The 21,929-nt window shown below is 45.0% G+C and carries 15 protein-coding genes; 3 read left to right on the forward strand and 12 right to left on the reverse strand.

What is annotated here, in order from left to right; translation table 11 throughout:
- Nucleotides 1–434 precede the first annotated feature (434 nt).
- The 4 genes from HYD27_RS01230 to HYD27_RS01245 form a co-directional block, all read right to left on the reverse strand.
- The gene (locus HYD27_RS01230) at nucleotides 435–1,853 is read right to left on the reverse strand and encodes a family 43 glycosylhydrolase (protein WP_219210515.1); all 1,419 of its coding nucleotides are present in this window, start codon (nucleotides 1,851–1,853) and stop codon (nucleotides 435–437) included.
- A 182-nt stretch (nucleotides 1,854–2,035) separates the two neighbouring features.
- On the reverse strand, nucleotides 2,036–3,361 hold the full coding sequence (locus tag HYD27_RS01235) for an AbfB domain-containing protein (RefSeq protein ID WP_219210516.1): 1,326 nt from the start codon (nucleotides 3,359–3,361) through the stop codon (nucleotides 2,036–2,038).
- Nucleotides 3,362–4,889: 1,528 nt separating this feature from the next.
- Nucleotides 4,890–6,254: a response regulator transcription factor gene (locus HYD27_RS01240; RefSeq protein WP_219210518.1), complete on the reverse strand. Its 1,365-nt coding sequence runs from the start codon at nucleotides 6,252–6,254 to the stop codon at nucleotides 4,890–4,892.
- A gap of 1 nt (nucleotide 6,255) precedes the next feature.
- Nucleotides 6,256–7,941, reverse strand: coding sequence for a sensor histidine kinase (locus HYD27_RS01245; RefSeq protein WP_228744866.1), 1,686 nt, complete (start codon nucleotides 7,939–7,941; stop codon nucleotides 6,256–6,258).
- A 351-nt stretch (nucleotides 7,942–8,292) separates the two neighbouring features.
- Between HYD27_RS01245 and HYD27_RS01250 the strand changes: the two genes are divergently transcribed.
- From HYD27_RS01250 to HYD27_RS01260, 3 genes are read left to right on the forward strand one after another with little or no spacing between them, the layout of a single operon-like run.
- Nucleotides 8,293–9,144 carry an ABC transporter permease gene (locus HYD27_RS01250; RefSeq protein WP_228744913.1) on the forward strand — a complete coding sequence of 284 codons (852 nt, stop codon included), beginning with the start codon at nucleotides 8,293–8,295 and terminating at the stop codon, nucleotides 9,142–9,144.
- 14 nt (nucleotides 9,145–9,158) lie between these two features.
- On the forward strand, nucleotides 9,159–10,028 hold the full coding sequence (locus HYD27_RS01255) for a carbohydrate ABC transporter permease (RefSeq protein WP_219210523.1): 870 nt from the start codon (nucleotides 9,159–9,161) through the stop codon (nucleotides 10,026–10,028).
- A 42-nt stretch (nucleotides 10,029–10,070) separates the two neighbouring features.
- Complete coding sequence (locus tag HYD27_RS01260) at nucleotides 10,071–11,753, forward strand: type 2 periplasmic-binding domain-containing protein (protein ID WP_219210525.1); 1,683 nt, start codon at nucleotides 10,071–10,073, stop codon at nucleotides 11,751–11,753.
- Nucleotides 11,754–12,092: 339 nt separating this feature from the next.
- On the opposite strand, the gene HYD27_RS01265 is transcribed toward HYD27_RS01260, so the two are convergent.
- The 8 genes from HYD27_RS01265 to HYD27_RS32590 form a co-directional block, all read right to left on the reverse strand.
- Entirely contained in the window at nucleotides 12,093–13,043 is a 951-nt protein-coding gene (locus HYD27_RS01265; protein ID WP_219210527.1) for a glycoside hydrolase family 43 protein, read from the reverse strand.
- A 56-nt stretch (nucleotides 13,044–13,099) separates the two neighbouring features.
- Nucleotides 13,100–14,035, reverse strand: a complete 936-nt coding sequence (locus HYD27_RS01270; RefSeq protein WP_219210529.1) for a glycoside hydrolase family protein — start codon at nucleotides 14,033–14,035, stop codon at nucleotides 13,100–13,102.
- A gap of 221 nt (nucleotides 14,036–14,256) precedes the next feature.
- Nucleotides 14,257–14,436: a family 43 glycosylhydrolase gene (locus HYD27_RS32850; protein WP_219210536.1), complete on the reverse strand. Its 180-nt coding sequence runs from the start codon at nucleotides 14,434–14,436 to the stop codon at nucleotides 14,257–14,259.
- Between the two features lie 635 nt (nucleotides 14,437–15,071).
- Complete coding sequence (locus tag HYD27_RS01280; protein ID WP_219210538.1) at nucleotides 15,072–16,688, reverse strand: extracellular solute-binding protein; 1,617 nt, start codon at nucleotides 16,686–16,688, stop codon at nucleotides 15,072–15,074.
- A 157-nt stretch (nucleotides 16,689–16,845) separates the two neighbouring features.
- The gene (locus HYD27_RS01285; protein WP_219210540.1) at nucleotides 16,846–17,727 is read right to left on the reverse strand and encodes a carbohydrate ABC transporter permease; all 882 of its coding nucleotides are present in this window, start codon (nucleotides 17,725–17,727) and stop codon (nucleotides 16,846–16,848) included.
- A complete protein-coding gene (locus HYD27_RS01290) occupies nucleotides 17,728–18,687 on the reverse strand; it encodes an ABC transporter permease (RefSeq protein WP_219210542.1) in 960 nt (319 codons plus the stop codon). It abuts the gene before it with no gap.
- A 350-nt stretch (nucleotides 18,688–19,037) separates the two neighbouring features.
- Nucleotides 19,038–20,465, reverse strand: a complete 1,428-nt coding sequence (locus HYD27_RS01295) for a response regulator transcription factor (protein WP_219210544.1) — start codon at nucleotides 20,463–20,465, stop codon at nucleotides 19,038–19,040.
- Between the two features lies 1 nt (nucleotide 20,466).
- Nucleotides 20,467–21,876, reverse strand: coding sequence for a sensor histidine kinase (locus HYD27_RS32590; RefSeq protein WP_219210546.1), 1,410 nt, complete (start codon nucleotides 21,874–21,876; stop codon nucleotides 20,467–20,469).
- Nucleotides 21,877–21,929 lie beyond the last annotated feature (53 nt).

Here is a 21,929-nt window from a genome sequence, read left to right on the forward strand (position 1 = left end):
CTTATTTACAACTCTTCACATTAGTCTAAACTTACCGTTTGGTGTACCACATACTGAAGATGCGGCCAGTCAACCCATAAATGCAGAAATCGATAATTTGATCCGAGCTCAGCTCAAGCTTGAAGCAGAATGTCCAATCCAGCAGGTTCGGATTTGTATAATGCAGCATGTAATGATGAGCTAGCGGGACCAGCTGAACCGTATGCCTTAAATATAGATACGGTTCAGCCCGTCAAGCCAATACATTTCCGGCGCCCAGAAATGTATTGCGGCCCCATTGGACAATATCCAGTCCCTTTGGTGTGTCGCGATACAGCCAGCTTATACTTTGCCCCGCGAGGAAGCGCCTCTAGGTCGATGCTGTGAACCCTAGCGTACTTCTCTCCCTCCGCCGTCACTCTGCGGTTAGTATAAAATTAGAATCTTATAGCCCTTTATACTCCTACCCGATAACTGAATCCGCTGAAATGTACATTTCCTTCGCCGGTTGCATTCAACGCAATACGCAGACTCAGAAAATCACCTAGTACATTGTGATGAAAGCCAGACATTTCAAAGCCATGATCCAGTTTGCTCCATTGTCCTGTCAAGTCCAGAAAATACAAGCTTACCTCATGCTGATCATTGACGATTCGGAGCGTTACCGATTCGCCGGATACCGCCATGCGTTCACTCGTATTATGATTACGGAAAGCAAATGCCTCCTTGCCGTCAAACCCTATTCCATAATAAAAACCAGGCTTATAGAACAGGCCAAGCGTTCCCTCTGCCTTGCCTTGCAAACTCATGGAAACCTCGGCTGTATAGGTATGGTGTACCGGAATACACAACAGCGGATTCGACTGTTCCTTGGAGCCTGCCTTCAAAACCAGATGATGATCTTTTATTCTATAATCCTTAAGACGTTCTCCTCCGAAGAAATGCCAGTGAGGTCCCAATTCCCCTGAATCCGTAAGCACCAATGCTCTCTCCGAAGGGTCTGCAGTTACTGTAGCCTCAGAAGTTGAAGAATCTTCGTCATCAGCTACAGTGAACCAACCGTCAGCTGTCCATTGTACCGGTTCGATCAGCGTCTGTCTGCCAAGAGTATAATAATCTTTTTCATAGGCATGATACACGACATACCACTGCCCTTCAGGTGAATCCACAAGCGAACCGTGTCCTTTGGACCACCAGTTCTCGCTGCGGTGGTTCGTGCGTACAATGGGATTGTACGGCGAATTCTCCCAAGGACCTTCCAGCGACCTGGCACGGGCGGAGATGATCATGTGGCTGGTTGCAGGGCCTGCCGTCCCCCCTTGAGCGCTGGTCATATAGTAATATCCATCTTTAAATGTAAGCTTGGGAGATTCAAGATAAAAGCCTTCCGTCAGCCACTCCCTTGGATATCTCCAACCGTCGTATACCTTCAATAACTCTCCTACGGTAGACAGTCCATCGTCTGACAATCGGACCATATACCCATCGTTCACAAACAAGAAGCGATTCCCTTTCTGATCCACTGCATGTCCAGGGTCGATATACCCTTCAATCTTTAAGTCGATCGGTTTGCTCCATGGCCCTGCCGGGTTCTCTGCCGTCACCACCCAATTGGTTTGGCCAGCTGGAAAATAGATATAAAAAAGTCCCTGATGGCAGATCAAATCCGGCGCCATAATCGAGCCGCCCACATGCTCATGAATTGCGTGACCAATCGGCTCCCAGTCCGTCAGGTTAAGTGAATGCCATACGAGCAACCCCGGCGTATAGTCGAATGAAGAATGGGTCATATAATAATGCTGTCCGACTCTGACAATGGATGGATCGGGATAGTCGCCAGCCAGAATAGCATTAATTCCTAGAATCTGTGACATGATTAGCCTCCAAGTTTTATAAAGATGATTTCTAGTTACAATCCTTTGATTTATGATCGCACAATATCAATTTTAGTATCGGGTTGTTGCGAGTAGTTGACTGCTTCTATCCAAAAATAATCATTTCTCGCTCTAAATGCATGTCCTACAGACGCTCGCAAAATAGTGTACAATGTTCCTGGTCAGCTCAACTGAAAGGTCGCAAAAGGCCGCTCTTCTTCATGCTCGATTGCCAAAATTCGAAAATAGGCGCCATCGGTTGCTACAAACAAATCCGGGTACAGATATGGGTGGAAAGAGGACCATGAGGGATCGCTTAAGCCTTCGGAATGGAGGAATGTACACTCCTCCCGAAAAACGACGCTATCGTCCCAATCGCTTAACCGCAGCACGAACTGCAAACATCTTAAATAACAACCTGGTTGATGAACCGATTCGAAGGATAAGCCCTCAGGATCTGCTAGCCCGGGAACGATCTTCCATAGTAAAGAGGTAAACGGATCGAACGGGATCGGCGATAGCTTGGCATACGAACCATCTGACCTTAAATAATAATCGGGAAGCGCATACGACCTGAGTCTACGCCAATCCGGCGGACTATAAGCTTCCATCAGCCTGTCCCAATCGTCCGGCCCTACACTTACAATCGAAATATGTTTGGCATTTGGAGGCAGCTGGTAGCTGCGCCGATTCATCGGACTCCATGCCCAGCCATAAATATCTGTAGTCTCCCATGCAAAACATTTAGCATTAATGGGCTTATAGCAATCCCCGTACAAATACCATTTATCCTCATCCAAGGCACGAATAATCACCGGCCCTTCAATCATGGGTTCCCCAATCGCTTTGGGATAAACGGTTTCGTTGAAGCTTCCTGGCCGCATCGAAGCTGAAGCAGCCCCTTTGATCCTCTTACCTTCCCGTGGGGCTTCTTCTGGTTCCCGCTCATCCTTGAAAGATAGATAAAACATCCGGTCATGTTGCGTAATCGAAGCGTCAATGACATCATATCCCGGATCGAAAAATACCTGCGGTTCCGACACACTCAGGAAATCATCCGTATAGTTAACATAGATCCGGTTGCGGTCAGTATTTCCGGACCAAAAAATCGCATACTCCCTGCGCTCGGAATCGTAAATAATCTCGGGCGCCCAGGCATGCATGCCTGAGCTGTTCAACCGAAGCAGCCTGCCTCGATCAAAGCGGATCAAATCCGGCGAATCATAGCACAAAATGAATTCGCTGTTCCACATATTCGTCGCAGCCACGATATATTGGCCATCCTGTTTCCTGAAGATAAACGGATCTCTCATACCGCATTCTCCGATCTCAGGAACCAATACGGGCTGACCGTCGTTCAACGCGATCCAGTTTCTCCCGTCACGGCTGGATGCCAAATGCAGCGAGAACGCATTGGCAAGTCCATCCGGTGACTCGGTAAAATAGCCCATAATATAACCGCGGGGTTGATCCGCTTGCATTATATTCCCACACGTTTTTCCAACCATTTTGATCACTCCTGATATCCATTGTTCCCGCGGGCATTTCCCCCCTGAAGCACTTGTGATTAACCTGATAATTTGCATATCATATTCGGCAAGATCTGTCATACCATCTGGCACGGAGTATCATCATGTTGATAAAGGAATGTCGCTTTAGTCACGCTGCTCATTGTGTTTGAGCACAACAGGTAATCCCGGCTATCTTTGGTCCGGAGCGTTGCTCACCGGCACCAAATTTGTTGACGGAAGCGCCGGCATCTCGTGATAGAAACGATCTCCGTAGACATCTTCCATTTCTGCGCCTTCCGTATAAATCAGACCGCAGAGCATTCTCCACTCTTATCCCGGCTATAAGCGTTCAAACTCTTCATCCCTATTACAATCGACTTATTCCGCATACTTTTCCCCAGGCAGAAACCGATTCCTTCCACATGATGCTTATCCATCATTTCATCAAGCCAGCCGAAATCACAGCTTTCCTTATCGGACTGATTTTGCCCATCCGGATTTACTAAGCATTGCCACGTCGATGCCCGTAAGCTTGAATACGCAAATCCTCGTCCTAGACAGCCTTCTCCCATTGCTCTGGGAAGTCCCCTCCGTACCATATTTTTGGTTCACTAGCATGAATCATACTTGGTATACCTCTCCACATACGATAAAACTGACGTATCCAATTCTATTGTAAGACTCGTATTTTCATGTTCCTATATGAAATTAGAGATTTAACGTATAAAAATATGGAGGTTTTCTATGAACCGTAGTATCGCCCCCTCCTTTCCCACGAAATTGCTGCCTCTGCAGCTGGAAACCACTGGTATACTATCGGTTCAGGGTACATGCGACAGTCAAAACGGCTATCACTATTTTAAATGGCTCCAGACACTGGAAGGGAGAGGCGAATTTTCGGTGAACGATCAAACCAGAAGAATGTCAGAGCGGTCAGGCGTCCTTCATGCACCCGGCATGCCTCATTGTATGAAGCAGGAAAGGCCACTGACAGAAGGGTTATATTACGATTTACGGTTACATGGTATCAGGCATCGTGTGGTCGTTCAGACTGGAGCAAAGCAATATTTTCATGGGGAAGAAAGAAGCAACGATCGGATTGCTGATCAGTTAAAAGAGTTGCTTACCCTCACAGAATACGGAAGCGATTTTAGGCTGGCAGTCCTACGGGATTATATCAATTCATCACCTTACTCAAGGTCAACACTTAATTCAGGCTGCAGATATGGCGTCACAGCTTGGCATCAGCATACGCTAACAAAGCCAAAATAAGCGTATGCTGTCCGGGAAGACATCATACGTTTATTGGGTTCTGCTACGGATGCGCAAAGCGAAGTAGGCTTAATTCACAGCCTGACTGGACCTTTCTCCACATTGGCGAGGCGATCGGACTCCGGGGCGAAACAATTTCACTCCTAAAAAGAAGGCCAGAGGCCGAACGGCAGATGATTTACCGTATCCTTTATGGTATTTCCTACTTTTACACCGCTATATGCCGATTCCCTTTACAAAATCCTTGCAGGACTTATTTCAGTTTTATTTGCTGCTTACGGTATTGCTGCGGTGTAACGCCATATCGCTCCTTAAAAAGCTTGATGAAATATTGGGACTTTTTATAGCCAACCATGTGAGAAATATCTACCACATGGAGATTGGACTCGATTAATAGCTTGGAGGCTCGCTCCAGCCGTTTGAACAATATATAGCTTGAAAGGTTCTCTCCTGTCTCCTGCTTATAGAACTTGGAGAGGTATACAGGGTGTAGATGGACGATTCTCCCCAAATCCTCAAGGCTGAGAGCTTCGTCAATATGGCTCACGATATACTTCCGAACGTTGTCGATAATATCCTCATTGGATAAATCAGCTTCCTTCCCAAGCCGCGAAATGGTTAAGATGACATATTCATAAGCCTCGCACGGATCTTCCAGCCGATGAATGATCCACTCGAGAACTTCCTCGGCTCGCAGGTTGTCATTGGTAAGATATAGATAATGGATTACCTCCAGAAGATAAATGACCCTCTGCTTCCTGTTCATTAGTTTAGGGAACTCTTTCTGGATTCTTTGACCTGAGCACTCCCATTTCCGCGATTCCAGCTTTGAGAATTCCTCCTTGTTCCGTAGTAGGCTGAAATCATTGGGCCCGACCTCTTCCTGATAGAAAAACTGATAGAACGAATAACGGACTGAATCTTTGAGATTGAACTGAAACGCCTCTGATAAGGTTATCGAGGGGATAACCGCCTTCAATTTCTGAGTTTCTGATTCAGGAACTATCCCTGCCAAAGAAGGTGGGGCAGCCCAAATGTACGCATTAAACCCTTCTAGAGTTTCTCTGAGCTTCCCTTCCTCAATCCTGTCCGCCGGAGATAGCCGGAAGAAGCACATAGGATTTTGTTCAAAGCCATTATATATGGGTTTAAACTCCTGTATCAGAGACTCATTTTCGCTTAGGGCTGCCAACAGATATCCAAGACTGTCATACGGTTCCCAGGCAGTATCGCCTTCAGGCTGACTCTCCTCGATCACTTTGGTAACATCTCGTATAACCTTTTCCATATCGTCTTTATCCACTGGCTTTAACAAGTAATCGAATGCTCCTAGACGGATTGCCTTTTGCGCATACTCAAATTCAGAATAGCCCGACAAAAAAATCACCTTGGTCTTAAGCTTCAGTTCACCTACATACTCAAGCAGATCAATCCCCGATACCTCAGGCATACGAATATCAGTAATTAGAATATCAGCGGAGGACTCTTTCAGCATCCGCTTGGCTTCAATGGAATTGGTCGTGGTCTCCACCTGATTCACTCCGAATTCCTTCCAATCCAGCAAGTGCTTTAGATATTCCACGATGTAATATCCATCATCCACAATCAATACTTTCACACTAATCCCCTTCTTCCAATTGAAAGTCGATGTGCAGGCTAACTGAGAGTCCTCCCCATTCATTGGGGAAAAAATTCAAGCCGCTATTTTTTCCATACGAATTCTTGAGACGCCTGTTAATGTTCCATAGCCCTATGCCTTGCTTTCCTAACGGCACCTGCTCTTTTTCAACATGGTTCAAGAGCTGCGACAATTCTTCTGCCGAGGGTACCTTTCCGTCATTGGAAACCGTGATTTTAACACCTCCGCCTAGTTCTTCAACTGCGATAAATACACGGTGTGCCCCCTGGTGTTCTTCAATGCCGTGCTGAATCGCATTCTCGACGATGGGTTGAATCATCAAAGGCATAATCCGCCTTAGCCCGATATTTGGCGGCAGTTCGATTCGGTAATCAATTTGTTTGCATAGAGCCATTATGCTCAAATAATGATCCGACAGCTCTAGTTCGGAAGCGATAGTTACATGACGAGAGTCAAGCTTGGTCATATAACGGTAATATTCAGCCAAATGCTTGCTCATCTGCATGACTGCATCCGGTGAAGTCTTGGCCATGGACATAATAAAGAATAGGCTGTTATACAAGAAATGCGGGTTGATTTGCGCTTGAAGCTGCTTCAGTTCAGCATTCTGGCGAAGCTCCGTCTCTGTTGCCAGCGAATCAAACAGGGCCTGAATTTGTTCAACCATGTGATTGAAGCTTTTGAAGAGGCTATCAAATTCGTTGCCTGGATTCTCCTTGATCCGTGTACCGTATTCACCATGCTCCACCTGATAAAAACGTTTGTGCAGCAAGTATACATTACGGTAAAAGTTACGGTAGAACATTGTGATTACGAACAGACCGATGATAAGAATAACCAAAATGCTGATAAAGAATACTTGATGGTTCCGGTTAAGGGGATTCAGAACATCGTTCATGCGCGTGTAGGTAATCAAATAGGAATCAATCGATTCGATATATTGAGACAATATTACGTAATTTCCGTCAGCTGCCTTATAACGATATTCCAGTACCTGATCCGGAATAGATGCAATCATCCCTTGGGCTGCCCGTACAATGTCAGGATCCACAGTTCGATTTCCAACCAGTAGTGTCTTGTTGAACAAAAAAAAGGCATCCGCATTGTTACTGTTCAGAGCCTTATCGAGTAACCCTAATAAATAATCTGTTTTTAGCTTTACGCCTACAACAAATTGTATATCCAGAGGAATATTGGGCTGCTTGATATAGGGATAGACAGAAAAAAAGTACAAACTTCCGTTTATCGTTTCCCATCCCCTGCGAGTCACCTTTTTGAAAGGTTCGGAGGTTTGACCGCTCATCGTGGAAATGAATGTTTCATCCGACTTCCAGTAAATTCCTACCATTTCCACAGATTGGCTGGATACCAGCGTATTATGGATCATTGCCCCTATATCATTCTTCTTCATTTGGGAATCATAGGTGCCTAAAACCTGCTTTTGACTCTCATAATAGCGAACGGAGCTGTCTGTCGTGTACTGAATCGCATACGTCCGGGCTTCGGAAAGTACGCCTTCCAACATACTGTTCGTATAAATCACCTGATTCTTGGAAGACTGGATGAGGCTCTGCTTCAGAGTATTAGCACTTAGAGTTTCCATTACATAAAACAAAATCAATGTAAGCGTTAGAAAAAACACAAAAAAATAAATAAAGCGCTTCATATTTATTTTTTTCAGAGCAAAGTCCTCCTTTTTACCGCTATGGTTGACCATCTTACAATGATAACGCAACCTTCATTAAAGAAAAAGAGAAGCTCTTGTTTAATAAAGTCCTTTTGTTAACATAGTTAAGATCGTGGCTATGATATTTATTTTCTGGCATTTCGCGATGTAAGCGCTTTTGTTAGTCTTAATATGCAGCACAGAGGAGAAGAATATGAAAAGGGGGTAATGACCATCTCTGAGGTATTTAAAACAAAGCTTAATCGAGACAAACCGGAAAGACTTCAAAAAGCCGGAAAGAATCCGTGGAAAAAAGAAATCAAAAAAAATTGGCCTTTATATGTACTGTGTATGTCGGCCTTGATCTTCGTCTTGATTTTCTCCTATGGTCCTATGGTCGGATTAGTCATGGCGTTTCAAAACTATAAGCCGTGGCTTGGAATCACAGGGTCAGAGTGGATTGGTCTGGACAATTTCGCAATGATTTTTCAATATGAAGAATCGACACAGGCCATTATCAACACGCTTATTATCGCTATCTTCAAGATTGTCGTAGGAATCATTGTTCCAATTATTATGGCAATTCTTCTGAGCGAAATTCGCAGCGTGGGAATAAAGAAGAGCATTCAGACGCTGGTCTACCTGCCGCACTTCCTGTCGTGGGTCACGGTAGCTGGAATAATGATTGATATTCTGGGTCTTGACGGCGGCGTTAACCATTTTATTACCAGCTTATTTGGAACAGAGCCGATTTTTTTCTTGGGTGATCCCGCTTATTTTCGACCAACTGTAATTATTAGCGATCTTTGGAAGAACTTCGGCTTTGGCATGATCGTTTATTTGGCAACGATTACAGGCATAGACCCCTCTTATTATGAAGCGGCAGAGATCGATGGAGCAACACGCAGACAACAGATCCGCCATGTAACACTGCCAAGCATGTTGCCGATGATTATCGTGATCTCGACACTGAGTTTAGGGAGCATTCTTGATGCTGGCTTTGACCAGATTTTCAATCTCTATAATCCACTCGTGTACAGTACCGGTGACATTATTGACACTTATGTATACCGATCCTCTCTGCTTAACGGTCAGTACGGATTCGGTACCGCTGTTGGATTATTCAAATCCGGTATTAGCTTTATTCTGATAGTTGTTTCCTATAGAATCGCTTACAAGCTAGCGAATTATAAAATCTTTTAGAAAGGAGACTAAGCATGTATCACAAGTCGAAGGGATATAAAATCTTCTCCATTTTCAATCACATTCTGCTTATACTGGTTGCGCTGTCCTGCTTGCTTCCTTTGTTGCATTTACTAGCCCAATCCTTCAGCAGCAAGGCGGCTGTCAATGGTAACCTAGTCTCCTTCTGGCCGGTGCAGTTTACAACTGATGCCTATGAAAAAACATTCAAGAACACGAATTTCACCGGCTCCATGTTGATTTCCGTAGTGCGTACTACCCTCGGAACGCTGATCAGCATGTTCATAATTACAACTGCCGGATATGCGATGTCCAAAGAATTCCGTGGGCGCAATACCCTAATGTGGATCTTCGTATTCACTATGCTGTTCTCCGGCGGACTGATTCCCTCTTACATTCTGGTGACTAGTCTTGGTTTGAAAGACACGATTTGGGCGCTGGTGCTGCCAGGCGCTTTTGGAGCATACAACCTAATCCTGATTATGAACTTCTTCAAGACAATCCCGAAAGCACTGGAAGAAGCAGCTTTTATCGACGGAGCTTCATTCTTCGGCATTTTCGTCAAAATTTACCTACCTCTGTCTCTCCCGGGATTGGCTACAGTCGGACTGTTCATCATGGTAGGACACTGGAATTCCTGGTTTGACGGGATTTTGTACATGTCCAATACTACCAACTACCCTCTCGCCTCGTTCCTACAGACGGTTGTCGTCCAAAGCTCGGCGCAGAGTATGGCGCTCAGCGTATCGGAAGCGGCCTCCATGTCGGAACAAAGCATCAAGGCAGCGCAAATCTTTATCAGCACCTTGCCGATTATTCTCGTCTATCCTTTCCTTCAGCGCTTTTTTGTAAAGGGAATCGTCTTAGGTGCGGTAAAGGAATAAAATTGCGGTAACACAAAGAACAAATATAAAGGAGCTAAATTAATGAAAACAAAAAAAACCTTTGCTATCGCTGCCTCCACATTACTGATAGCCGGCTTGCTTGCTGGCTGTGTATCGAAGGACAAAGGATCTAGCGCCACAACAGAATCGACGCTCAAAGACGGGAAATATGACCCGACAATAACCATTACAACTGCTAAACAGCAAGATGAGAATGCTGGTAAGTATATCAATGGCGAAAGTCTAAACGACAATGTGATGACCCGCTGGGGTGTGGACAACCTGGGCATCAAAATTGAGACCACTCTGCTCGGCGGCGACGCCTCAAATTACAATACCAAGCTTCGGCTTGCACTTACCGGTTCTGAAAAGCTCCCTGATATTGTTCCCGTATATGATACTTCGCTCGCTAGTGACCTCATCCAGTCTGGACAGGTGAAGGAGATCACTGAGGATATAAAAAATTATATGCCGGATCGATTAAAAGAAATTTACAAGCAGTATCCAACAACATTCAATCCGGTCGTTCAGGACGGTAAAGTGTACGGCTTAGCTATGTCACCCAATCTGTCCGAAGGTGAAGTAATACTCATTCGCCAGGATTGGCTTGACAAGCTGAATCTGAAAGCGCCTACAACAATTGATGAATTTGAAACAGTCATCGCCGCCTTTACAGACGATGACCCCGATGGCAACGGCAAGAAGGATACTTACGGATTCGATTTCTCCGGCAAAGATTCATACAATACCGGTTGGGTCAGTGATTCCGTGATGATCTTCAGCGCCTATACAGGTAAGAATCTTCCCGGGCAGTGGTACAACGACAATGGTAAGCTCACCTACGGATCAGTGGCTGATGGCAACAAGGAAGCACTCGCCAAGCTCCGTGATTGGTACTCCAAAGGCTATCTTAACATGGAATTGGCTACCCAAGGGGCCTGGGATGCAATTGCAGATTTCACGGAAGGGAAAGCCGGAATTATCATTGGCCGTCCCTGGCTGTATGACAGCGTGAAGGATGTCGAGAAAAATATTTCGGGTGCCAAAATCGCTGTCTATTCGACGATCAAAGGTGTGAAGGAAGAGAAAACTTATCAGTCAGGCCAACTCAATGACGGCGTCTTTATGTTCAACAAAGATTTCAACAATATAGAAGCGTTCTTCTTGTATTATGATAAGCTTTATGATGCTGCATTCGGAACCGGTGACTTCAAATACGGTTATGCCCAGGGCTATGACTATGATATTGTGGATGGTGAAGTTACTTATGATTTCGCCAAGTTTAACAAACCATTGGAGGCGCTGCAAGCTCTCGGCAAGATGACGTTCACAAAGAATACACCAACCGTCGACGGACCAGGAAAATCCTTCTACGACCTGGCAAATGGTGCTGCTCTGGACACTGGTGTCTTGATCAAGTCTGCCGGGATCTCCCAAACGACTCAAGATGGCTATGTCATCTCCTATGAGGACCGGGATGTGCTACTGCCTACTGCTTTCAACGGTTCACCGACCAAGACGATGCAGTCATCCTGGGAGCAGCTTACCACCATGGAGAAAGAAACTTTTACCAAAATAATTTACAGTAAAGAGCCACTTGAAGCCTATGATGAATTTGTGAAGCAATGGTACGAAAAAGGCGGAACACAAATTACAGAAGAAGTAAACGACTGGTTTAAGAAAGCGAACGAAGTCGACGTGATGTCTGCTATGAATTTAAAATAGCCCCTGCCTTCAAACGGGCTAGGAAGTTGTACTACATGCTCTTTGCTCATCCCTATCAGTAGACAGATGAAAAACTATGCAAACAGCGCGTGCCTATATTCAATGGCACGCGCTGTTTGAGTCTTGCCTGAAATCGGGAATATCAATTTTGGAGCGGCCGATTTCAGCTTGCGGCTTATGGCATCCGGGCTGTTGCCAACCAACAAGAACAGGGACTCGCTTACCGCTAATATGTCGAAACAAGCTGTTCCAATACCTGATATGGTCGGTGCTTATTATTTTCAACTTAACGATCAGACAATGGTGCTTTTTTAATGTCCAAAGTATTGAAAGTCAAATCTATATTTGTCCGTCACCACTGAACGCTTCTTTAATTCGCATATATTCTTCATTCGTAACTGGCAGCACCGTTCCGTGCTTGAAGCCATAAGGGAAGCTGAAGCTCGCCTCGGAAAGTAGAAATTCCCCGCTTTCCAGAGTATCGGAGATAAACGGCACATAACCTTGGCCTTTGCCTTCCACACCATAATAATCAAGCATGAGGCACCATTTTCCGTCTGGTAGCTGAAACGCGGTCGGAGCTTCATAAAAACCTTGGCGCAGTTTGGCCATTTCTCTATCAAAAACTGCATTTCTTTTATATTCTCCACCGACAATCCGATCGCCAGTCTCAAGAATAAGTGTGGAGGGATTGGCTTCGCTTTTCAGAAAACGATAGAACATACCATTCTCCTCATAAATAGCTGAATCGATAATCCCACTGTCCGCTTTCTGGCACAATAGCTCAGGCTTGCTGTACGTCTTAAAGTCTTTGGTGCGTGAATAATAAATCGCCTTGTCGCCGTAAGCATTGGATACATGGGATGAAGACCAGTGCAGCACGTAATCCTCCGCTTGTGAATCGTAGATTACATCAGGCGCCCAGAGGCAGCCGAAATTCTCATCTCCGAGGTGAACCAGCCGCTGCTCCGACCAGTTCACCAGATCCTCCGATTCCCATAAAGAGAGTGCCTTGCTGCCTATTGTCGTAATATTGCCCCAATCCCCCTCATATTTGCCTTCAAAATGATTAGCCAGGCTGAGGTCGGTAGCGAGTATGATAAATCTTCCTTCACGGGTCCTTACAATCGAATGATCGCGGACACCTTTGTCTCCTATATTGCTCTCCAGAACGGGCTTACCATTATTCACTGCTTCCCAGTGAAATCCGTCGGTACTTAGCGCAAAGTAGACCTGCTCACCGTCGGGCGTCTTTTTTTCCTTGAAATGAACGAATAAATACGCTTCCATAGCAGACCCTTCTTTCTATATAAATGTATGGAATAAATAAGGAAAGCCCCTGCATACTACTCTTCCGGAAGCAGTTCCATTTCAAACAGCTCATCACGGTCGCACACAAGCATACCTTCGACGACATCAAGCCGGGCCGCCTGAATCGAGGAACGACGGCTTTCGTATCTTCCTTCCAGATCTTCCTGATTCACTGTCTCATCTCTCCCAGGATGTGTGAAATAGAAGATAATAGCCTGCTCTCCTTGTACGACGACATCTGCATGCAGGCCGATTGTCCCATCATCCTCGCGCGTACCCGGCTGATCAAGGATCAATCCCGTCCGTACCCACGTATCCAAATCATAGGAGCGGAACACACCTTGACCTCTCCATTCATCGACAATCATCCAGTAATACCCCTTAAACAGAAAGACGTTCGGACCCTCGTGAGGTCGCTCCGTAAGTACCGGTCCAACAACTTCCCATTGGTACAAGTCTTTACTATCGGCTGCGTAGGTATGTGACTGATCGGCCTCATCCTTGTACCACATGCGGAAGCCGCCGCCCGGCAGCTCGTGGATGCAGGCGTCAATGATCCGGTCGGAGCTCAATTCCAGCTTGGAGCAGAACGTCCAATCCAGCAGGTTCAGGCTGGTATAATGCATCAAATCACGCTTGTGGCCGGCCCAACTGATTGGAACACCTTGGATGTAGCTGACATACATATGGTAGATCCCTTCATGCCAATAGATTTCCGGCGCCCAAAAGGTATTACGGCCCCACTCGATATCAAGTCCCTGCAGTGTACCACGGTAGAGCCAGCTTTTCCCGCCGTCCCGCGAGGAAGCGACGCCAAGGTCAGTACCGTGTACCCAGGCGAACCGCTCTCCCTCCGCTGTTGCTCTGCGATTTGTATAAATCATCCACCATTCCTGGGCTTCCCGGTTCCAAACAACCACGGGATCTGCAGCGCCGTCATAGATAGGATCACGGAATAAAGGTGCTTTCATTTTGATTCATCCCTTCTCAGATAAAATGTCAAACCCATTAGATTACAGTCCAGCCTGATAACAGAATGCGCTAAGAACACTTTTCCTTTTTGCTCGATCAGTGTCTGCCGGCCGAGCGTGTAATAATCTTTTTTTAAGCATAGTATACGATGAACCACTTGCCTTCAGATGTATCCACTAGCGTGGGCATGCCCTTTGGGCCACCACTTCTCGCTGTGGTCCTACGTATGCACAATCGGATTGTACGGTGAATTTTCCCAGGATACTTCCTGCGATTCAGCGCGCGCGAAAACGTTCATCTGGCTAGTCGCTGGTCCGGCGGTCCCGCCTAGTGCACAGGTCAAGTAGTAATATCCTTCTTTAAACGTAAGATTGGGGGACTCGAGATAGAAGCCTTCCATGAGTCACTCCCTGGGAGATCTCCAGCCCTCGTGCACCTGATCCAGTCTCCCCGCCGTATATAAGCCCTCCTTAGCCAATGTAATTCGGTATCCTTTAGACAAAAAACAGGTAGCGGTTGCCCTCTAGGTCTATGGCATGTTCCGGATCAATGTAACCAATCTTCAGATCGACCAGTTTTCTCTATGGTCCTGCGGGATGCACTGTCGTTACGACATAATTGGGTTTCACCTGTTGGAAAATAAATTTAGAACAGTTCTTCGTAGAAGATCAAATCTGGTGCCATGATCGACCGGCTACATGCTCGGAAATCGCATGCACGATCGGTTCCCAATCGGTCAGATTTCGGGAGTGCTAAACAAGAAGTCCCGGTGTGTAATGGAAGGAAGAATGGGTCATATAATAATCCTGTCCGACTCTTACCTCCAATTCGCATAATAAATGCAGCTAGATGCATTCATAAATGTTGATACTCACCTTCTATTCTAGTGACCAAGTATCACTAGTTGTTTTCGTTATTTTCCCAAAAATGTTCAGATATTGATCTTTTTTGCGAATTTTCAGCGGCATAGCTTGGCCCTAAAGCGGCGGGGAAATATCCTCTAGCTTTAGGGCCTGGCCAAATACTTTTAAATTACTATAGGCCCTGTTCCTTAGCCTTCGCGTTCACTTCTTTAATCGCATCATTCAAACCTTTCGATTCATAGCCTTTCAACACTTTTTGCCACATCGTCGCCGGATCATCCTCCCCGATAATCGTGTTGACCATATCGTCGACTAGAGTTGAGGTGGACAGCTTATTTTTGGCTGGAGTGGACATCAGCATAATATCGAAATTAATCGGAGTAGGCGTATATTCGGCTTTGAATTTATTGAAAGTCTCCTGATCCAATGCTTCCCATGCGGCGATATCCGGATTGGAGTTAACCACTGTCTTGCCCGCCTTGTATAAGGCTCCATGCCACTGTGCCAACGCATTAATCGAATTAGTTATCGGATATTTGGTAGCCAAAGATTCATCACTTTTGAGAAGTGAGGTCGCCTTGTCATTCTCTATTTTGTAATCCACATCGAGAATGCCATTTTTAACAAGCAAGGAATACTCTTCGGAGGCCATAAAGTCGACTAACTGTAAGGCACGGTCAAATTCCTCATCGCTCATCTTGTTATTGAAATATATTTCGGACCAATAAGGAGTTGTCGCAAACGTATAACGCTTACCATCATCTGCAGGCCAGATACTCATGAATCCAACGGCATCGGATATTTCCACGCCTGGATTCGCTTTATGAAATGCATCAATATTGGCAACTGTATTGATTGCACCTCCGTAATTAACAAACGATTTGCCGTTTAAAAACTTGGTTGTGCCGTCGCTCGCTTTTTGGATAGCAAAGTCCTTATCCAGCAACCCTTCATTGTACAGGGTTCTCAATTGCGTAAGTCCCTCATTGATTCGCGGCGAAGCATAAGCAGGTATCCATAGATCTCCTTCTTTAGTCCAGGAATTCGTATTGGACATTTCAGGAAAGCTGCCCAAAAACTGCGTATCAATATAGCCTTTATTCTCCAAAGTCACGCCCACCGCATCGGGATGCAGCTTCTTCACAGCCTTGATCATAGCTACATATTCATCAAAGTTGCTTGGGGTGGAAGTATAACCGGCTTCCGCCGCCCAGTCCTTCCGGTAAAGAATCGAACGGTCCATAATCCAATCGCTTGAATCATTATAGGTCATCCTTGGAATCATGTAGAACTTACCATCTACCTTCAGCGGTGTGACAGAAGGTAAATTCATAATCCGTTCAATATTGGGATATTTGCTTAAATCATCCGGCAGCGGCTTTATAATGCCTTGTTTCGCCCAAGAAGCATACAACGCTTGGTTGTCTACCGCGATCACGTTCGGAAAAATATCTGGTAACTGCCCTGAGGCTGCCCATACCTTTGTCTTCTCCATATAATCGTTCCAGGTTAATTGAACCGGATTCAATGTCACATTGAATTTCTTCTCCAAATCGTTGAAAATTGTATCGTTTTCAGCTCCCGGAGCGTCGAACCCGTCCTGAATATTCATGAACGAAACATCCAAGTCCAAATGCTTCGAAGTACCCTGATTCGTACCGTTGGAGGTATCTTCCGCTGATGTGGATGTTGTATTAGCTGACTTTCCATCGCTACTACAGCCTGAAAATACAGCCGTTAACGCCAGCATCAGCAACGCCAAGGATACAATCTTTTGATTCTTTCTCATGCCTGCTATCCCCTTTTTATAATATTTTATAATAATGGCATATGCCAAAATTAACTTTTTTTAGATATTATTCTCTCCATGAAATCTAATCTGCAGTCTACTGCATACGTTTTCACACTCTATATCAGATCAGGATAACTGTATTGCGGATTCCAATTCAACCTTTGACAGAACCGATCATTATCCCTTTAGCAAAATACTTTTGCACGAATGGGTAGATCATAATAATGGGGACGGAAGAAATGATGATCATTGCAGATTTAATTGAATCTCCGTAAATATTCTGTGTCCCTTGCGCAAGTTGCGCTCCCACTGTACTGTTAATGATCTGGCTAATATTCGTGATCGCGTTACGCAACACCAGTTGCAGCGGATACAATTTCGTATCGTTAATGAAAAGAGTTGGCAGCCACCACTCGTTCCATCGGTCTACTGCGTAAAACAACGTCATTGTCGCGATAATAGGCATGGAGACCGGAACTACAATTCTCCACAAAATGGTAAGGTCATTGGCCCCGTCGATTTTTGCAGATTCCTCCAAGGAAGGCGATACCGTATTAAAGAAGTTTTTCATCATGATTAAATAGAAGGTATTCACCGCCGGCGGTATGATCATCACCAGCAGATTATTCTGCAGATGCAGCTTCTGCAGTGTCAGAAAGTAAGGAATGAGTCCTCCGGAAAAAAACATCGTAAAAATGATTGCATTAAAAATAATGTTGCGTCCCGGCAATGACTTCTTAGACAGCGAATATGCCCCCGCCGTGCTGATTATTATGCTGAGAAGAGTCCCCCCTATCGTCACCATTACCGAGATGCCCAGACCGCGCATTACTTTACCTTCCAGAAACAGAAATCGATAAGCCGAGAAGTCAAACGTTTTCGGGAATAAGAACACTTTGCCTGTTCCCGAGTCTGATATCGTTGAAAAGGATAGCATAAACGTCTGGTAGAACGGAAAGAGTGCAATGACAGCCATGATTCCAAGGAACAGAGTGATCAGCGTATTTGGCCAGTTGAGTTTGTTTTTTTTCGCCACCTATAGTCCCTCCTCTTTGCCAAACCGGACCACGATATAATTAGCTCCGAACAGCAGGGCAAAGTTGATTGCAGACTTCAATAGCCCAACTGTCGTAGAGAATCCGAACCCCGTCGCATCTGTAAATGCACTTCGGTACACAAAGGTATCAATAATGTCCGAATATGCATACACCGCCGAGTTGTATAGATTAAATATCTGATCAAACCCACCGTTCATCACGTTGCCTACGGCCAAGATTAACAATATCGCAGCAGTCGATTTGAGCACCGGCCAAGTGATTGCCCGCATCTGCTGGAATCGGTTTGCCCCATCGACAGAAACTGCTTCATATAGTTCCGGGTTAATTCCTGCAATTGCCGCCAAATACAAGATGCAAGACCAGCCCGCTTCCTTCCAAATATTACTAATGAACAAAACGACTGTAAATCCGGGTCCGCTGGTTAACACTGATGCTTTCTCAGCGCCGAACAACGTTAGCACCTGATTGTACAACCCCTGATCACTGAAGATACCGATGATGATCCCACTTAAAACGACCCAGCTTATGAAATGGGGGAAGGTGAACACCGTCTGAAATACCCGCGTCAACCTCCCCTTCGAGATTTCGTTCAGCAGTAATGCCAATACAATCGGGATCGGAAATTCGATAATTAAGCGCCCCATACTGATCAGAATCGTGTTGCGGAATGCGGTCCAAAAATCAGGATTTCCGAAAACCGCACTGAAGTTGGCGAAATGATTCCACGGACTGCCAATAATCCCTTTGGAATAGTCGAATTCTTTAAAAGCCAGAAGAACGCCATACATTGGAATATAGGAAAAAATAATATAAAAGATGACCAAGGGTGTCAGTAACAAATATAGATACTTATGCTTAACTATTTCTTTCCAAAGTATCCCGCTTGGTCGCCGCGCAGTTGTACTGTCGGAATATTGAAGCTTAGCGGAGCTTGCCATTCTCTTCACCTCTGTTTATTGGGATAATCAATCAAATCGGATAATGTCATGCATAGAGTTGTATGCATGGATGGAAGCGATTCCATCCCCCTCCAGGGACTTCTACTTTTCAACAGAATGATAGAATAACTCATTCTTCCGTATTCACTTCCTTTCTTTTTCTTGACTCTATCCATAATTATAGACTGCGTCTCTACAAGGGTGTATTCACGCAACTTAGTGATACTTGCACTCTACTTATTAATGAAAGCGATTAACCAAAAGCAAAATCTAACAAAAGTCCATGTTTACATATAAAATATCGCTTGTACTTATTGGCAAACAAAAAACTGTCCTTTGGAGGACAGTTTTCAGATGTGCCTAGAGCGGTAAGCACTAGGCGCCAAACCTTTCATCCGCTTGAATAGCCGGCTGAAGTAGAAATAATCCGTATAGCCCGCCTTTTCAGAAATTTCATTTATCGAATAATCAGTATTCACCAGCAGTCCACAAGCGTATTCAATTCGCAAATTTGATAAATATTGGGTTAGTGTGGTTCCATTCTCCTTCTTGAAGAGCTGGCTTATATAGTTGCCATTTAAATTAAATTGCCTTGAAAGAAACGGGATGGAAATATCTTCACGAAAGTGCTCGTTGACATAGTCAAAAATGGCGTTAAACGTCCGATTATGTCCGTGCGGGCGTTGGACGAAAGTGTTTGTCCTCATCTTTTCGGATAGAATTTTCTTCAGAAATTTCAGCATATCTGTGACATCCTTAAATATCCTCTCTAACTGGCTAAAAGTGAAAATGTAGTCCTCATATATTTCGCCTTCGTTTCGGCCTAAATACATCATCACCTGGTTATACACAATAACCGCATGTCTGATATGCAATTCTCCTTCCAAAAACTGATCTTCCATTGCCTGCAATGTGGCATAAAGCGCATAATTATCATTGTTAGTGATCGCTTCTTCCATTGCCTTCATGCCATATTGCTTTTCTGTCAGTTCCATTTCCCGCTGTGCAAATGAATATTTGCTACCTAATGTAAAAAAACGGTAGGCTTTGATTTCAGCTTCCTCCAGTGCAGACTTGATAGCTTCAGCTTGGTGAATGATCTTGCTGACACCAATTCCTCTAACCCCTTCCATTATGATCGGCGGCATATCGAAACTCAGTTGTTCTTCAGCCTTAATCTGAACCAGGTAGGCATACATTCCAAAACCAATGCGCAACGTAATCGTTCCGCTGCATCCTTTCGGGTGAAGCCTGCTTTTACCGACTGAAACTATAACTTTTATACCCGCCGCGGCATGTGGTTCAATTCCCGCATTTTTTAGTGACCGGTTTAAATATTCCACCGCTTCTTCGCCAGCATCTTCAATATAATCCAGAATTCTTCCTTCATCCGGGATATTCCGGGTTTCCAGCACTGTGCTTGCTTTCTTCAGGAACATCGCAATCTCTGTCTCGTCGAAAGGCTTTAGGCAGTAGCCGAAAGCCCCATAATTGATGGCTTTTTGGGCAAGGGCAAATTCTGCATACCCGCTGATTACACAAACCATAGGTTGGAGCGGAAACTTCTGCAGCTCTTTAATGAGTTCCAATCCGCTCATGCCTGGCATGCGGATATCCGTGAAAACCACATCTGGCTTCAACTGTTCAATGGTGTCGTATGCTTCCGCTCCGCTTAAAGCGTAGCCCACTAGCTCAAAGCCATTCCCATTCCAGTCCACACTGGCCATGAGGCTTTTGATGACCAATTCTTCATCGTCGACAAGAAATACTTTATACATATCATAGGCCCTCCTCAAGCGGTATCGTGATGATAATTTCCGTACCTTCTCCTTCTTTGCTCTTTACGATAATGCCATACCCCTTCCCATAGCTTAAACGTATTCGATTATTTACGTTTAGCAGCCCGATCCCTACCTTCGAGCACTTTGCCATGTTGTCCGGGTCGGACAGAAACTCATGAATAAATTGAAGTCGCTCCGGTTCAATTCCAGGTCCATTATCCTTCACAGAAAGCATAAGGGTCTCCTCCGAGCGGACTCCTTTAAGTTTGAGCAAGCCGAATTCATTTTTGATTTCAAGTCCGTGGACAATGGCATTCTCAACGAGGGGCTGCAGAATCATTTTGGGTACTCTATAAGCCAAGATTTCATCTGGAAAACAAACGGATACTTCAAATCGGCCTGAGAACCGGATCTGCTGAATATAGAGATAACTTTCAATCATCGTAAGCTCTTCACGGAGCGGTACGACATCGGTTCCTTTGACACTGTAACGGAAGATCAAACCAAGTGCCCGGGCCATGTTAAAAATTTTGTCCGAGCCTTCATCCACTGCCATCCCTTTTATGGATTCCAGCGTATTGTACAGAAAATGCGGATTAATCTGGCTCTGCAGAAAGGCTAGTTCCGATTGTTTTTTTACCAGCTCCGCTTTATATAGCTGCGTGTTGCTTGCCACCAACTGATTCGTTAAAAGCTGCAGTTCATCCAGCATCCGATTGAAATGATTCGCCATCAGATTAATTTCCGCATAACCCTGCAGATTGATTCTTCGGTTCAAATAACCTGAACGTCCCAGCTTGAAATCACCCATGAACTGTATCAGTTTTTTAAGCGGTCGGATAATATTGCTGATAACGAGAAAAAAGGGTACTGCCAACAACAGAAAGGCAATGCATACAATGATGACTGAAAGCTTACGAATTTCATCTATACCGCTGAGCAAATCGTCCTTGGGCAGTTTGAAAATGATTTTCCCACCGATATCAGGAATCTCACCATTCTGAATGAGATATTTAGTATCTCCTCTGTAGGTCTGAGCTTCACTGTAGAAACTCCCTCTCGCGGTAAGGTCATCATTGGTGTAGAATACCTTGCCATTCCGGTCCAAGGCGTAGATTTCATTGCCCGTCAACCGGGTCATTTTAGCCGGCAATCCAAGAACCGCCTTAGCCTCCAGAACGAGCATTAGCGTACCGATTCGCTCATTATTATCAAACTCTGTAATTGAGTAAATTGGACAGCCAGCGATGAAAACGTCCTTATTCACGCCATTGAAGGGTAATGTGGTCAAACCGGTGAAATAATACAGCTGCTTGTCCGGAATCTCCTTCTCAAAGGGCAGCAGTTCATTGATATCCCCCCTGATGTTGAATCTCGTTCCTGAAGTACCAACAAGGGCGATATCCACAATTCCGTCCTTTAAATTGATCATATCGGTGATATACCCCTTGAGCTGTATAT

The organism is Paenibacillus sp. S150 (genome assembly GCF_019352175.1).
GTDB lineage: Bacteria > Bacillota > Bacilli > Paenibacillales > Paenibacillaceae > Paenibacillus_AQ.